The sequence below is a fragment of the Streptomyces spiralis genome (genome assembly GCF_014654675.1).
Taxonomy (GTDB): domain Bacteria; phylum Actinomycetota; class Actinomycetes; order Streptomycetales; family Streptomycetaceae; genus Streptomyces; species Streptomyces spiralis.
Genome location: NZ_BNBC01000009.1, coordinates 22777 through 36719, shown reverse-complemented (window position 1 = coordinate 36719; position 13943 = coordinate 22777). Strand labels below are relative to the sequence as shown.

The 13943-nt window shown below is 71.1% G+C and carries 10 protein-coding genes; 4 read left to right on the top strand and 6 right to left on the bottom strand.

What is annotated here, in order from left to right; all coding sequences use genetic code 11:
- Window positions 1-13: 13 nt before the first annotated feature.
- Window positions 14-1339, bottom strand: coding sequence for an LCP family protein (locus tag IE318_RS12020; protein ID WP_189899535.1), 1326 nt, complete (start codon window positions 1337-1339; stop codon window positions 14-16).
- Between the two features lie 92 nt (window positions 1340-1431).
- On the opposite strand from IE318_RS12020, the gene IE318_RS12015 reads away from it, so the two are divergent.
- Window positions 1432-2016: an acyl-CoA thioesterase gene (locus IE318_RS12015; RefSeq protein WP_189899533.1), complete on the top strand. Its 585-nt coding sequence runs from the start codon at window positions 1432-1434 to the stop codon at window positions 2014-2016.
- A 13-nt stretch (window positions 2017-2029) separates the two neighbouring features.
- Here IE318_RS12015 and IE318_RS12010 read toward each other — a convergent pair whose 3' ends face one another.
- Window positions 2030-3541, bottom strand: a complete 1512-nt coding sequence (locus IE318_RS12010; RefSeq protein WP_189899531.1) for an LCP family protein — start codon at window positions 3539-3541, stop codon at window positions 2030-2032.
- Between the two features lie 128 nt (window positions 3542-3669).
- On the opposite strand from IE318_RS12010, the gene IE318_RS12005 reads away from it, so the two are divergent.
- On the top strand, window positions 3670-4701 hold the full coding sequence (locus IE318_RS12005; RefSeq protein WP_189899529.1) for a glycosyltransferase family 2 protein: 1032 nt from the start codon (window positions 3670-3672) through the stop codon (window positions 4699-4701).
- A gap of 55 nt (window positions 4702-4756) precedes the next feature.
- On the opposite strand, the gene IE318_RS12000 is transcribed toward IE318_RS12005, so the two are convergent.
- The 4 genes from IE318_RS12000 to IE318_RS11985 form a co-directional block, all read right to left on the bottom strand.
- A complete protein-coding gene (locus tag IE318_RS12000) occupies window positions 4757-6430 on the bottom strand; it encodes an LCP family protein (protein ID WP_189899527.1) in 1674 nt (557 codons plus the stop codon).
- 90 nt (window positions 6431-6520) lie between these two features.
- Window positions 6521-8311, bottom strand: a complete 1791-nt coding sequence (locus tag IE318_RS11995; protein ID WP_189899524.1) for an LCP family protein — start codon at window positions 8309-8311, stop codon at window positions 6521-6523.
- A 228-nt stretch (window positions 8312-8539) separates the two neighbouring features.
- Window positions 8540-9811, bottom strand: a complete 1272-nt coding sequence (locus tag IE318_RS11990; protein ID WP_189899522.1) for an LCP family protein — start codon at window positions 9809-9811, stop codon at window positions 8540-8542.
- A 343-nt stretch (window positions 9812-10154) separates the two neighbouring features.
- Window positions 10155-10910: a TIGR03089 family protein gene (locus IE318_RS11985; RefSeq protein WP_189899520.1), complete on the bottom strand. Its 756-nt coding sequence runs from the start codon at window positions 10908-10910 to the stop codon at window positions 10155-10157.
- A gap of 131 nt (window positions 10911-11041) precedes the next feature.
- Between IE318_RS11985 and IE318_RS11980 the strand changes: the two genes are divergently transcribed.
- Both IE318_RS11980 and manB read left to right on the top strand, forming a co-directional pair.
- Window positions 11042-12553: a peptidoglycan recognition protein family protein gene (locus tag IE318_RS11980; RefSeq protein ID WP_189899761.1), complete on the top strand. Its 1512-nt coding sequence runs from the start codon at window positions 11042-11044 to the stop codon at window positions 12551-12553.
- 106 nt (window positions 12554-12659) lie between these two features.
- Window positions 12660-13742, top strand: coding sequence for a mannose-1-phosphate guanylyltransferase (manB, locus tag IE318_RS11975; protein WP_030182467.1), 1083 nt, complete (start codon window positions 12660-12662; stop codon window positions 13740-13742).
- Window positions 13743-13943: the final 201 nt, after the last annotated feature.

Here is a 13943-nt window from a genome sequence, read left to right as displayed (position 1 = left end):
GGCGGCCGTCCGGTCAGTTGCCGGAGACGGTCACCGTCTCGTCGTTCTTCAACTCGTCGACCAGGGTCTTGACCTTCGCCTTGTCCCAGACGAGGTTGCCGCCCGTGGAGCCGGATATCGGCATGTTCATGGACTTGCCGTCACCGCCGCTGACGCCCTTCATCGCCCAGAACATGGAGGCCAGGTCCCACAGGCTCATGTCCTTGTCGACGACCAGGGAATCCAGGCCCGCGCCCACCGTCGGATAGAACTTGAACGGGTTGAGAACCGTCGACGGGGTGGCCACCTGGTGGGCCAGCGCGGACAGGAACTTCTGCTGGTTCTTGGTGCGCTGCAGGTCGGAGGCGGCGAAGGCATGCCGGGTGCGGACGAAGGCCAGGGCCTGCTCGCCGTTCAGCTTCTGCTTGCCCGCCTTGAAGTCGGCGCCGGACCACTTGTCCTTGAACGGCTGGTCGATGGTCATCTCGACGCCGCCGACCGCGTCCACGATGTTGGCGAAGCCGGCGAAGCCGATCTCCACGTAGTGGTCGATGTGCAGGCCGGTGTTGTACTCGATGGTGCGCACCAGCAGGGTCGGCCCGTCGAAGGCGTACGCCGCGTTCAGCTTGTTCGCGCCCATCGCGGGCCTGATCTTGCCGGACTCCGAGCCGCGGAACTGCGGGATCGTGACGTTGGAGTCGCGCGGCAGGGAGATCAGCGTGTCGCCGTTGTCCCCGACGTGCAGGATCATCATCGAGTCGGTGCGCTTGCCCTCGGCGGAGCCGGTGTGGAGCTTCTTCTTGTCCTCGGCGGACATGCCCGCGCGGCTGTCGGAACCGACGATCAGGTAGTTCGTGCCCTTGCCGGCCTCCGGCCGGTCGATGACCTTGGACAGGTCCACGTCCCGGTGGAGCTTGGAGTCGGCCCAGAAGTAGGTGGCCACCGAGGTGACCACCAGCGCGGTGACCAGGGTTATCGCGGTCCACTTGATGCGACGGCCCCAGTTCGGCGCGGGACGGGGACCGCGGGTGCGGCCCTCGCCCGGGCCGCCGGGGCCGTCGCCGCCCGGCCGGCCGTAGACCTGTCCGGTGTTGTAGCCGCTGTCGTAGCCGTAACCGTCGTCGCTGTCGGTGTAACCGTCCGCGTAGCCGCCGTCGACGTACGACGGCTGCTGTGGGACTCCGTGCGGGGGCGCCGCGGGCCGCTGCCCGCCGTAGGCGCCCTGCCCGGGCGGTACCGCCGGGCCGCCGCGCCGCACCTGGCGCATCACGCGCGCGCCCTCCGGCTGCGCTCCGGCGCTGCCGCGTCCGTACCGGGGTCCACGCTCGTCGCCGGACCACCCCTCGGGCCAATCATTCATGGGCCCCAGTGTGCAGGTCTCGCCCGTATGGCGTACAAGGGCCGTCGGAAAATCAGGTCACGGCTGTTGCGAAGCCGACACAAATCCCCCCTATGTCGCCTCGGCATAAGGTGGGGGCCATGACAGACCAGGCCTTCGTCGCGGAAACCGGCACCGCGGAAATCCCGGGCAAGCCGACCTCGGCGTCCCGCACCACCCTCAGCCACATCATGACCCACAACGACACCAACCTCCTGGGTACGGTGCACGGTGGTGTGATCATGAAGTTGGTCGACGACGCGGCGGGCGCGGTGGCCGGCCGGCACAGCGGCGGTCCCGCCGTCACCGCCTCCATGGACGAGATGGTGTTCCTGGAGCCCGTCCGGGTCGGCGACCTCGTCCATGTGAAGGCCCAGGTCAACTGGACCGGCCGGACCTCCATGGAGGTGGGCGTCCGCGTCCTGGCCGAACGCTGGAACGAGTCCACCCCGCCCACCCAGGTCGGCTCCGCCTACCTGGTCTTCGCCGCCGTGGACGCCGACGGCAAGCCCCGCGTCGTGCCGCCGGTCCAGCCCGAGACCGAGCGGGACAAGCGCCGCTACCAGGAGGCCCAGATACGCCGCACCCACCGCCTGGCCCGCCGCCGGGCGATCAAGGAGCTGCGGGAGCAGCGGGCGGCGGAGGGCCACGAGGACTGAGCTCCCGCCGGCCTCACCCGCACTGCACCTCGTCGCCCCTGACCACGCGGGCCGCGCCCTGCACCGGGTCCTCCACGCGCACCTTGCGCACCTGGCGGAAGTCGCCGCCCGCGATCACCCTGAGGGTCGGGCCCTGCCCCGGCACGGCCCGCAGCTCGGCTCCCGGCAGCGCGGCGGCGAGCGACCGCGCCGAGCGGTCCCACCGGGGGTCGTAGAGCACCACGGTCCGCTTCACACCGCGCTCCTTGGAGTCCACGGGGGCCTTGGTGGTGAGGAAGCCGGCCCCGGCCAGCGCCGTGTCCACGCGCCTGCCGAGCCCGACCGTGGTGGTGCCGTTCTCCACCTGGACCCGGATGCTCTGGGGGGCGACCTCCACGGCCACGGTGCGGTCCCGCCGCGGCGACGGCTTGCGCACCGCGAGCGGGCGGTCCTCGCGCAGCGTCCGGAACAGCTGCTCCGCCTTGGCCTTGTCCCACTTCACGGTCGAGCCGAGCCCGCTCACGGGAAAGGCCGTCTGCTCGACCGGGACGGTGGTGAACTCGGAGGAGGAGGGGGAGAAGCTCCGCATCGCCCGCCCGAGGTCGAGCAGCTCCTCGGTGTGGAAACCCTGGTCGGCGCGTACCGAGCTGAGCACGGCCCGGGTCACGTCCCGGAACTTCATCGGGTTCAGCAGCACCCGGGAGGAGGTCGCGCGCTCGATCAGCGCGGCCAGGAAGCGCTGCTGGCGCTGCATCCGGCCGAAGTCGCTGGCCCCGTCGACGTGGCGGGAGCGGACGTACTGCAGGGCCTGGCCGCCGGTGAGGGTGTGGGTGCCGGCGGGCAGGTCCAGGCCGGTGTAGGAGTCCTTCAGCGGTTCGGCGGTGCAGACCTGGACGCCGCCGAGGACGTCGACGGTGCGCATGAAGGTGGTGAAGTCCACCTCCAGGTAGTGGTCGATCTTCAGCCGGGTCATGTCCTCGACCACACGCACGGTCAGGTTCGGTCCGCCCTCGGCATAGGCCGCGTTCAGCTTGACCGGGTGCGGCCCGTGCCGCTTGCCGGTGTTGCGGTCGACATGGGCGGGCAGCTCGGCGTAGGAGTCGCGGGGCAGGCTGACGACGCTGGCGCGTTCCCGGTCCGCCGACAGGTGCACGATCATCATCGTGTCGGTGCAGTGGCAGGGCTGCCCGCCCAGCCGGTACCTGCGCCGCTCCTGGGCGCTGATCTTGTCCCGGCCGTCGGTGCCGACGAGCAGGACGTTCATCCCGTGGCCCTTGGGCGGACGGTTCTTCATGTCCTTGAAGGGGTCGACCCGGACGATGCCGACGTCCAGGCTGGAGACCACCGCGTGTCCGATCCCGGCCGAGGCGAGCACCACCACCGACAGCGTGGTCGCCGCCCGCATGGCCCAGCGTGGTCTGCGGCGCGGCACCGGGGCGTACGGCACGCCGTCCGGCCGCTGCGGTACGGCGGCCTGCCGGGACCCTCGCCGGGACCGCGCGGCGGGCCGGGACTGCGGGGACGACCGGGGCGGCGTGGTGGACATGCAGGGACACCTCCGCATATGGCGTGGGTGGGCACCGTGAGCACCGTAGGGCCATACGATCTGCGCACCGGGGCAGTGCACCCTGCGGCGCGCACCGGTGTCCCCCGTACGCGGTAACGTGAGCACCGATGAACGCCAAGTCCGACGTGCGGCTCCCCGCCGTGTCTGTGATCATGCCCGTCCTCAACGAGGAGCGGCATCTGCGCGGGGCCGTCGAAGCGATCCTCGCGCAGGAGTACGACGGCGAGATGGAGGTCGTGATCGCCCTGGGTCCGTCCACGGACCGCACGGACGAGATCGCCGCCGAGCTCGTACGGAACGACCCGCGCGTGCACACGGTCCCGAATCCCACCGGCCGCACCCCCGCCGCGCTGAACGCCGCGATCAAGGCCTCCCGCCATCCGATCGTGGTCCGCGTCGACGGCCACGGCATGCTCTCGCCGAACTACATCGCCACCGCCGTACGCCTCCTGGAGGAGACCGGCGCGCAGAACGTCGGCGGCATCATGCACGCCGAGGGCGAGAACGCCTGGGAGCATGCGGTCGCGGCCGCGATGACCTCGAAGATCGGCGTGGGCAACGCGGCCTTCCACACCGGCGGCGAGGCGGGCCCGGCCGAGACGGTCTACCTGGGTGTCTTCCGCCGCGCGGCGCTGGAGCAACAGGGCGGCTACAACGAGGAGTTCATCCGCGCCCAGGACTGGGAGCTGAACTTCCGCATCCGTGAGGCGGGCGGCCTGATCTGGTTCTCGCCCGAGCTGCGGGTCTCCTACCGGCCGCGCCCGAACGTGAGGGCGCTCGCCAAGCAGTACAAGGACTACGGCCGCTGGCGGCACGTCGTCGCCCGCTACCACGAGGGCTCCATCAACCTGCGCTATCTCGCCCCGCCGACCGCCGTGTGCGCGATCGCGGCCGGGATCGTGGTGGGCGCGGCCCTGACCCCGTGGGGCCTCGTGATCCCGGGCGGCTATCTCGCGGCGATCGCCGCCGGTTCGCTCCCGGCCGGCAAGGGCCTGTCGCTGGGCGCCCGGCTGCGCATACCCGTGGCCCTGGCCACCATGCACATGTCGTGGGGCTGGGGCTTTCTGACCAGCCCGAAGTCGCTGGCGAGGAAGGTCATCGCCTCGCGCCGGCCGGCGGTCGTCACCACCGCCGACTGAGCGCCGTTCGAGCTTGTCGAGGCCCCTCTCGTGTCCGGGAGGGGCCTCCGTACGACTACCAGCGGTAGGGCGCGTACACGTCCATGCACTGCCCGGTGTCGGCGCCGTTGATGGCGTCGGAGTTCTTCGGGATGTCCCCGGCCTTCGGCGCCTCCTGCTTCGGGTAGCTGGTGCCCGTGCGCCAGTCCGAGCCCACGACGACGGTCACACCGGTGACGTCCGTCGACTTCTCCACCGAGGACATCGGGATGCCCAGCGCCGCCGCGACCCGCTCGGCGTCGCCCTTCAGCTCGGCGCTCGGGTAGCGGACGACCGTCTCGTCCGCGGACGGCGTCACCGACGCGTCCGTCGCGGCCCTGGTGAAGCCTTTCTGCACGAGCTCCCGGCTGATGTCGGTCGCCCGGTGGGAGACCGGGGCGAGGGTGGACGTGCGGGTGCCGTTCTGCACCGTGACGCCGATCTGGCCGTCCGGGTGCGCGGGGTCCGCGGTGGCCTGTTCCTGGTCGGCGCCCTCCGTGCCGCCGTCGCCGGCCCCGTCCTTCTTCCCGTCGGCGTCCTTGCCGTTGGAGTCGAAGGACACGTCGTCGCGGATCATCTTCCACATCTTGTCGGCGTTGGCGCCGTCCGGGACGAGATGGTCCTTGTTCTGCGGGTCCTCGAGGTTGGGCATCGTCGTCATGGTGATGCGGTTGGTCGGGACCGTCTTGAGCTGCATCGCCAGGTCGTACAGCTTCTTGACGGTGCCGATCTCCTCGGAGACCTGAAGGGACTTCGTGGCCGCCTCGGCCAGGTCCATCAGGCGGCCGGTGTCGGTGAAGATGCTCTGGCTCTTCAGCGTGCGGATCATCGAATTCAGGTACATGTGCTGGGCCCTCGCCCGCAGCGGGTCACTGCCCCAGGCGTGCCGGGTGCGCAGCCACTGCAGGGCCTGCTTGCCCTTGACCTTGGTCGTGCCGGCCTTCAGCTTGAGCCCCGAGCCGCCGGGCACGCCCGGCAGCGGGCGGTCCCACACGTTCTGATTGGTGCAGACGTCGACGCCGCCGATGGCGTCCGCCATCTTCACCACGCCCGCGAAGTCGATGGTCATCCAGTGGTCGATGTAGACACCGGTGAGGTTCTGCCAGGTGGCGAGGGTGCAGCCGGCGCCGCCGCGGGCCAGTGACTCGTTGATGATGGCGTTGGTCGGCGGGTAGACGTGACCGGTCTTCGGGTCCTTGCACTTGGGGATGTCGACGCGGGTGTCGCGCGGAATGCTCACCACGGCCGCGCTCTTGCGGTCCGCGGCCAGGTGGATGAGCATCTGCACATCGCCCAGCGGCGGGTTGCCCCGGTTCTCCCTGCTGCCGCCGAGCGCGACGTTCGCGTCGGAGTTACGGCTGTCGGAGCCGATCAGCAGGATGTTCACGGGCGTCTGGCCGGCCGCGTTCGGCTTCGCCTTCTGCGCCTTGGAGTCGCCGCTGCTGCGCTCGCCCTTGCGGATGTTGCTGTTCAGATGCTCGTAGTAGAGGTATCCGGCGCCGGCCGTGCCGAGTATCACCACCGCGAGCACCGTCGCCGACCAGCGCAGCACGCGCCGCTTGGGACGTCTGCCCGCGGTGCGGCGTCCGCCGCGCCCGCCATGTCCTCCACCGCCGTGACGGCCGTGGCCGCCCGACGTGTTCCCACCCCGCGACGCGAGGGGCGCTTCCTCGACCGCAGGCCCCTCCCCGCGCAGACCACTCTGGGTCAACTCCCCATCCTCCCCACCCTGGCTTCACCGAACAGGCCTGTCGTGCGCCCTGTTAGACGCTCGACAGGCCCGAAGGGTGGCCCAGTGCGCTCAACTCGCGCACTGAACCTTGTCGGCCGTGGACTTCCCGTCCACGTCCGGCGCCTTCGTCGGAGCGGTGAGGGACACTCCCGCGCCCTTGAAGTCCTTGCCCAGGGTCAGCGTCATCGCCGGCAGCCCCTGGGAGTTGGTCACGCTCTTGCCCGGCTTCAGCGCGGAACCGGGCAGCCCCATCAGCGCGGCGAGCTTACGGGCCTGGTCGGCCTGGTCGGGCGCGTACTCGAGCGTGGTCTTGCCGATGGCCGCGGGCGCGTTGCCGGCGTTCTCCGACTTGGTGACGCCCTGCTGGTTCTGCAGCCAGGTCAGCGTCTGCGACGCGGAACCGGGAGGGGCGCCTCCGTTCAGGATCCGCACCCGCACCTCGGAGGCGGCCGACTGGGAGCCCTTGAGCCGGTCGGCCTCCGCGTCCTTCGCCTGCTGCTGCTTCTTCTTCACCTCGGTGAAGGAGACGTCGCTGCCGATGGTGTCGAAGACCTGGGGGGCCTTGTTCGGGTCGACGATGACCGTCTTGTGGACCTTGCCGTCCGCCGGGTTGTCGAGGACCGGAACCGTCAGGAAGGTGATGTTCTTCGGCGGCACCTTCTTCAGCTCCAGGGCGATGTCCTTGAGCGTGTTGACCTTCTTGATGCCCTGGTCGACGGTGAGTGCCTTGGTGGCGGCGTCGGCCAGGTCGTAGAGCTTGGCCGGGTTGGTGAGGGTGTCGCTGGAGGACATCTTGCGCATCAGCGAGCCGAGGAACTGCTGCTGCACCTTGATCCGGTCCAGGTCGCCCTGGTTACCGAAGCTGTGCCGGGTGCGGACGAACGCCAGCGCCTGCTCGCCCTCGACCTTGTGCGAGCCGGCGGGCAGCTTCAGATGCGAGTCCGGGTCGTCGACGGCGTGCTTGAGGCACACCTCGACGCCGCCCACGGCGGACGTCAGGGTCTTCACCGCGTTGAAGTCGGCCATCATGAAGTGGTCGGGAGCGATGCCGGTGACCGCCTTGACCGTGCGCATCGTGCAGCCCGCGTCGCGGCCGTCCTGGCCGAGGCTCGTGTTGAAGCGGACATCGTCCGTGCCGGGGATGACCTTCGTGCTGCCGTCGGGCTGGATGGTCGGGCAGTCCGGGACGTTCACGATCAGGTCGCGGGGGATGCTCAACGCGGTCGCGTTCGTACGGTCCTTGGAGACGTGCAGCAGGATGTTCGTGTCCGCGTGGCCCACGCTGCCCTTGTCGCCGTAGCCCTCGTTGCCCTTGCCGGTCCGCTTGTCGGTGCCGATGATCAGGATGTTGAAGGCCTCGTCCTTGCTGAAGCCGTTCTTGGCCGCGTCGCCCACGTCGGTGGTGGAGATGTTGCCCTCGAGGTGCTTGAGGATCAGATAGCCGGCCGTGCCCGCGCCCACCAGAACGAACGCCATGGTGCCGCCGGTCCACATCAGGACCTTCTTGGTCCTCGACTTCTTCTTCTCCGGCCGGCGCCCCCGCCGCCCGGGCACCGGCTCCTGCGGCGGCGGTGCGCCACGACGGCGGCGCGGCCCGGGCACGGTGCGGTCGGGCGCCGCCTCGCGGGACTGCTGCCGTCCGGGCGCGGGCTGTCCTCCCGGCGCACCCGCGCGCCGTCCCGCCGCCGCGTTGCCGCCGGCCCCGCCCGCACCGCGCGAGGACGGTCTGCGCGGGCCGGGGACGGACGACTGCGGAGCGGAAGGAGTCAGTCGCAGTTCGTATTCGCCGGTGTTCGGGTTGAGCACCCACTGGTCTGCGGGATCGATGTTGTCCGCCCGCCCACGGCCTTGCGCGTCCACGATTGTCCGAATCCTCCGTCGGGGCCACGCGGCGCCTACCCCCTCAAAGGCGCTCAGGTCTGCTTCACACAGTGCACGACCCCAGGGAGACCTCGCGGCCGGTAGCACCGGATCGCTCACACTATCCGGCTGGTTGGCGATTCAGCGACGGCGGTGACAAATTCCACTTCCCTACAACTGGGCAATCCGCCCATTTCCGTGAACAAAAGTTCGCCTTTGGTCGTGGCTTTACCCGCAGATGTCCTCAGCGGCGGTGTTGCCGGGGAACGAGGGGGTGGGCGACGGTGGGTCCACGAATGCGGCAGTGTGTGCGCGGCGCTTCGGTGCGCCCCCGGAAACGTACTGAACGTAGTCGTGCGACTGCACAGCCGAACCGCCGCCGGGAAGGGAATCCGGCGCGCCGGCGGGGGAATCCGGTCGGCCGGTCGGGGATTCCGGTCGGCCGGTCGAGGAACGGAAATCCGCCGCGGCCGAATTGGCGCCGTTTGCTCCGGAATGCCGCGAAACATCCTTGGCCACCGCCACCGGCTGGTCCGCCCGCAGCCGGGCGAACAGTTTTTCGGCCTCCGGTTCCACGAGTTGGTCGCGATCGGCGTTGTAGACGTACGACTCCCTCGGAACCGTCAGGAACCGCACCTGTTCCGTGGGGATCTCGCGCAGCCCGCGCACGAGTTGGTAGAGGCCGCGCAGGCTCGCCAGCGCCGGGTCGGTGGTCAGGGAGGAGGTGGCCGCGTCCAGGACGGGATACAGCTTCACCGGGTTCAGCAGGACGTCGTCGCCGCGCACCTTGCTGACGAGGGCGCCGAGGAACCGCTGCTGGCGCTCCATGCGGTCGGTGTCGCTGCCGTCGCCCAGGGACTTGCGGGCGCGGACGTAGCCGAGCGCCTGCTCGCCGTCGAGCGTCACCCGGCCCGCCGGCAGCCGCAGTCCGGCGTCCTTGTCGTTCACGGGCTTCTTCAGGCACAGCTCGACGCCGTCGACCGCGTCGACCATCGCCTTGAATCCGCTGAAGTCGACGACGGCGTGGTGGTCGATCCGGATGTCCGTCAGCTTCTCGACGGTACGGATGGTGCAGGCCGGGCCGCCCGTCTCGTAGGCGTAGTTGAGCATCGCGAACGTCGGCTCGGTGCGGCTGCCGTCCGGGCGGTGGCAGCCGGGCACGTCCACCATCAGGTCGCGGGGCAGGGACACGGCGGTGGCGCTGCGCCGGTCCGCGGCCAGGTGCAGCAGGATCATGGTGTCGGAGCGCTCGGTCCCCGAGTCCCGCCCGTAGCGGGTGTTGCCGTCGCCCGCGCGCGTGTCCGACCCGATCAGCAGGATGTTCTGCGCGCCCTTGACCAGGGCGGTGGGCCGCTCCTTCTCGTAGCGCCGGAGTTCGGCGGCGGCTGCCTCGTCGGGGGTGATGTTGTCGCTGAGCTTGACGTAGACCGCCCACCCGATCCCGGCGGCCGCGGTGACCAGGACGGCCGCGCCGAGCGCGGTGCCCCGCAGCCAGCGCATACGCCGCCGGCGCGCGAGCCCGGCCCCGGTGGCCGATCCCCCCAGGCCCGGCCCGACGCACGGCCCGCCCGGTTCACCGTCACGGCCCTCGGCACGGCGGCTCCCGCCTGCCCCACGGCTCACGTCTGGAACCACCCCTCTCCTGCGTCCGGTCCTACGACCATGACCCGGGGCGAGCCCGGGGGAGGGGTACTGATGGGCCGAACGGGGGAACCGATCCGGCCCTGCGACGGTGGGGTCCCGCGGCCTGTGACTCCGAGTGGTCCCGACCGTGCGGCCTTGCGCCGCTGTTGTCAGGACCGGGGAGGGGGCGTGCGGTGCCGCCTTCCCCGGGCGCCGTCCGTCATCGTGCCGTCGCCGTGACCCTTTCGGTCTCGATGCGCTTGGCCAGGGACTCCTCGCCCAACCGGTCCAGGTGGCGGCAGAGGACGACCGATCCTCCGGCGGCGAGCGGGGCGTACAGACCCGCGCTCAGCCCCTCCCAGGTGTCGTACGGCAGTCCGGACAGCAGCCGGGAACCCGGTCCCGTCAGATCCAGTCCCGGAGCGTCCGCGCGGGCCCGATCGACGACCTCCGCCGCCGTGTATTCGGCGCCGGCCACGATCAGGCCGGGCTCCTCCGGGTCCACGGGCGCGAACGGCGCGAACCGGTCGCCCTGCCCCGGCACCTCGACGGCGTAGTCGACGAACCCCTCCGGCGGCTGCGGGAACCGCCCGCCCAGCGGCCGCAGGGCCAGCGCGACCCGCTCGCCGGAGCAGGCCCGTGCGGCGTCGAGCGTGTCCGGTCCGCTGACCACGACATCGGCCGCCGCCGGATTGCCGCCGACGTCCGCGACCGCGCCCACCGACGCGCACGCCAGCAGCCACACCGCCGTCTGCCAGTGCGCCGGCAGCAGCAGGGCCACCCGGTCACCCGGCCCGGCGGCGAGGTCCCCCTGGAGGAGGTTCGCGGTCTTGGCCACCCAATTGGCGAAGGTGGCCACGGACAATTCGACACGTTCGCCCGTGGCGTCGTCGTAGAAGGTCACCAGGGGGCGCCCGGGATCCGCGGCGAGCGCGGAACCCAGCAGGTCGGCAGGGGTGCGTTCGGTGGCGTTCACCCGCGCTAGCGTACGCGCCGTCGCGCCCGCGCAGCGCGCCCCGGCGGCTGAGGGGGCGGCGGGCGGCCACCGGTTCGGCGGAACATCATCCGACGCACCGTCAGTTCGCTAATGGACATGTATGTATGACTATGTCCAAGATCAGGGGCATGCGTCGACGATACGGATTTCTTGCGTCCTCGATCGGTGTCACCAGCGCGGCGGCGCTCGCTCTGACGCCCGCCCTCCCCGCCGCCGCGGCCACGACGACGGTGAGCAGCGCGTCGGCGGCGCTGGTGGCGGCCCCGCCGGCGCCGGCCGCGAAACGCGCGGGCACGGAAGCGGCGGACGTCCCCGGCAGCACCCAGTCCCTGCCCCTCGTCCCGCTCACCGAGGGCCGTGCCCGCGGCCGAACCCTCACCACTGCCCGGACCCTCGCCACCACCCCCGCCGACGGCGCCGCCCTCGAACAGGGCCTGCGCCGCGCCGACGTACGGCACTTCTCGCTCCTCGGCGTCGTCTGGGACAACCCCGACACCGAACTGCACGGCAGCGTCCAGGTCCGCACCCGTTCCGTCGTCACCGGAACCTGGTCCGGCTGGCAGACCGTCGAGACCCACAACGCCGACCACGGAGCCGACCCCGGCACCGCCGAACGCGCCACCCGGCACGTGCGCGGCGCCACCGCGCCGCTGTGGGTGGGCGACTGCGACGGTGTCGACGTACGCGTCCGCGCGGACACCGGTGACCGCGACCAGGGCGCCGCCACGGACCCGCTGCTGCAGTTGCCGCTGCCCTCGGGTCTGCGCCTGGAACTCGTCGACCCCGGCGACGATCCCGGCGACGGCTCCGGGGACGAGCCGACGCCCGCGAACCCCGAGCCCGACCAGCCACGGACCGGCGAGCTGAGCGAGGCGGCGGCAGCCGCCTCCGCCGCCAACGCCGACCTCGCCCCGATCGGCGCCACCGAGATCCCCGCGCTCGACCGCGAGGACACCGAACGCGAGCTGTTCGCCCTGCGCGGCGCCGAACTGACGGAACGTCAGCGAGCCGAACCCCACATCGGACCGCGCCCGAAGATCGTCACCCGCCGGGGCTGGGGCGCGGACGAGTCCCTGCGCGCCAGGGGGTTCGTCTACACGAAGAAGGACAAGGTGGCGTTCGTCCACCACACCGCCACGGGCAACAACTACACCTGCTCCGAGGCCCCCTCGGTCATCCGCAGTATCTACCGCTACCACGTCCTGAGCATGGGCTGGCGCGACATCGGCTACAACTTCCTCGTCGACAAGTGCGGCACCATCTACGAGGGCCGGGCCGGAGGCGTGGCGAAACCGGTGCTGGGCGCCCACACCATGGGCTTCAACGGCAACAGCGTGGGCATCGCCGTCATCGGCACCTACAGCAGGTCCAAGCCCTCCTCGGCCGCCGTCGATGCCGTCGCCCGGCTCGCCGCGTGGAAGCTCGGTCTGTACGGGATGAATCCGCGCGGAAAGACATATCTGAAGTCCGCCGGTGGCAACCTCTACCAAAAAGGAAAGAACGTACGCCTGAACGTGATCTCCGGTCACCGGGACGGCTTCGCCACCGACTGCCCCGGAGCAAAGCTCTACGGAAAGCTCGGCACCGCCCGTAAGGCCGCGGCGCGCTACCAGGGCCGCTGAGGCCGGACCGCACCGCACGGTCCTCGAAGGCGGCCGGGAACGGTCTGCATACACTGGCCGGCCGAAGGACAGATCGGCCGGTCCCGGCAGGAAGCAGAGACGACAGGTGACAGAAGCGATCCTCCTGGTCGGCGGCAAGGGCACCCGGCTGCGCCCGCTCACGGTGCACACCCCGAAGCCCATGGTGCGGGCGGCGGGGGTGCCGTTCCTGACCCACCAGCTGGCGCGGGCGAGAGCGGCGGGCGTCGAGCACATCGTGCTCGCCACGTCCTATCTGGCCGAGGTCTTCGAACCGTACTTCGGCGACGGCTCCTCCCTCGGACTCCACCTGGAGTACGTCACGGAGGAGGAGCCCCTGGGCACGGGCGGCGCCATCCGCAACGTCGCCTCGCGGCTGCACTCCGCCCCGGACGAGCCGGTCCTGATCTTCAACGGCGACATCCTGACCGGGCTGGACATCCCGGCGCTGGTGCGCACCCACGAGGAGACAGGTGCGGACGTCTCCCTGCACCTGACGAAGGTGACGGATCCGCGCGCCTACGGCCTGGTCCCGACCGACGGGACGGGCCGCGTGCTGGCCTTCCTGGAGAAGCCGCAGACCCCGGAGGAGATCGTCACCGACCAGATCAACGCGGGGGCGTACGTCTTCCGCCGCTCGGTCATCGACACGATCCCGCAGGGCCGCCCGGTGTCGGTGGAGCGCGAGACCTTCCCGGACCTGCTGTCCGCCGGCGCCCATCTCCAGGGCATGGTGGACTCCACCTACTGGCTCGACCTCGGCACCCCGGCCGCCTTCGTCCGCGGCTCGGCGGACCTGGTGCTGGGCCGCGCCCCCTCCCCGGCCGTCCCCGGCCGCTGCGGCGACCGCCTGGTCCTGCCCACGGCCGTCGTCGCCCCCGACGCCAAGCTGACGGACGGCACGGTGGTCGGCGAGGGCGCGCAGGTGGCCGAGGGCGCGCGGGTCTCCGGCAGTACGATCCTGCCCGGCGCCGTCATCGAACCCGGCGCCGTCATCACCGACTCCCTCATCGGCGCCCGCGCCCGCATCGGCACCCGCTCCGTCCTCACCGGCACGGTCATCGGCGACGGCGCGATCATCGGCCCCGACAACGAACTCCGCGACGGCGTACGCATCTGGTGCGACGCCCAAATCCCGGCAGGCGCGGTGAGATTCTCCTCGGACCAGTAGCGCGCAGCCTCGACGGCACAACTGCGGGCAGTCGCGTACCTCCGTAGCTGCGGGCGCGCGTGCCCCGTGGCTACGGGCAGTCGTCCCTCCCTCAGTGCTCAACGCCTGGGAGGCACCCCCAGGGCGGCACGGGTGGGCGCAGCGGCACCCCGCACGCGCGGGCAAGCGCACCCACCCCACGCCGGGCACCGGTCGACGCAG

What these genes read in the sequence shown, in the direction of transcription:
- IE318_RS12020 (WP_189899535.1), bottom strand. Translation starts at nt 1,339, where the DNA reads ATGAATGATTGGCCCGAGGGGTGGTCCGGCGACGAGCGTGGACCCCGG.
- IE318_RS12015 (WP_189899533.1), top strand. Translation starts at nt 1,432, where the DNA reads ATGTCGCCTCGGCATAAGGTGGGGGCCATGACAGACCAGGCCTTCGTC.
- IE318_RS12010 (WP_189899531.1), bottom strand. Translation starts at nt 3,541, where the DNA reads ATGTCCACCACGCCGCCCCGGTCGTCCCCGCAGTCCCGGCCCGCCGCG.
- IE318_RS12005 (WP_189899529.1), top strand. Translation starts at nt 3,670, where the DNA reads ATGAACGCCAAGTCCGACGTGCGGCTCCCCGCCGTGTCTGTGATCATG.
- IE318_RS11990 (WP_189899522.1), bottom strand. Translation starts at nt 9,811, where the DNA reads ATGCGCTGGCTGCGGGGCACCGCGCTCGGCGCGGCCGTCCTGGTCACC.
- IE318_RS11980 (WP_189899761.1), top strand. Translation starts at nt 11,042, where the DNA reads ATGTCCAAGATCAGGGGCATGCGTCGACGATACGGATTTCTTGCGTCC.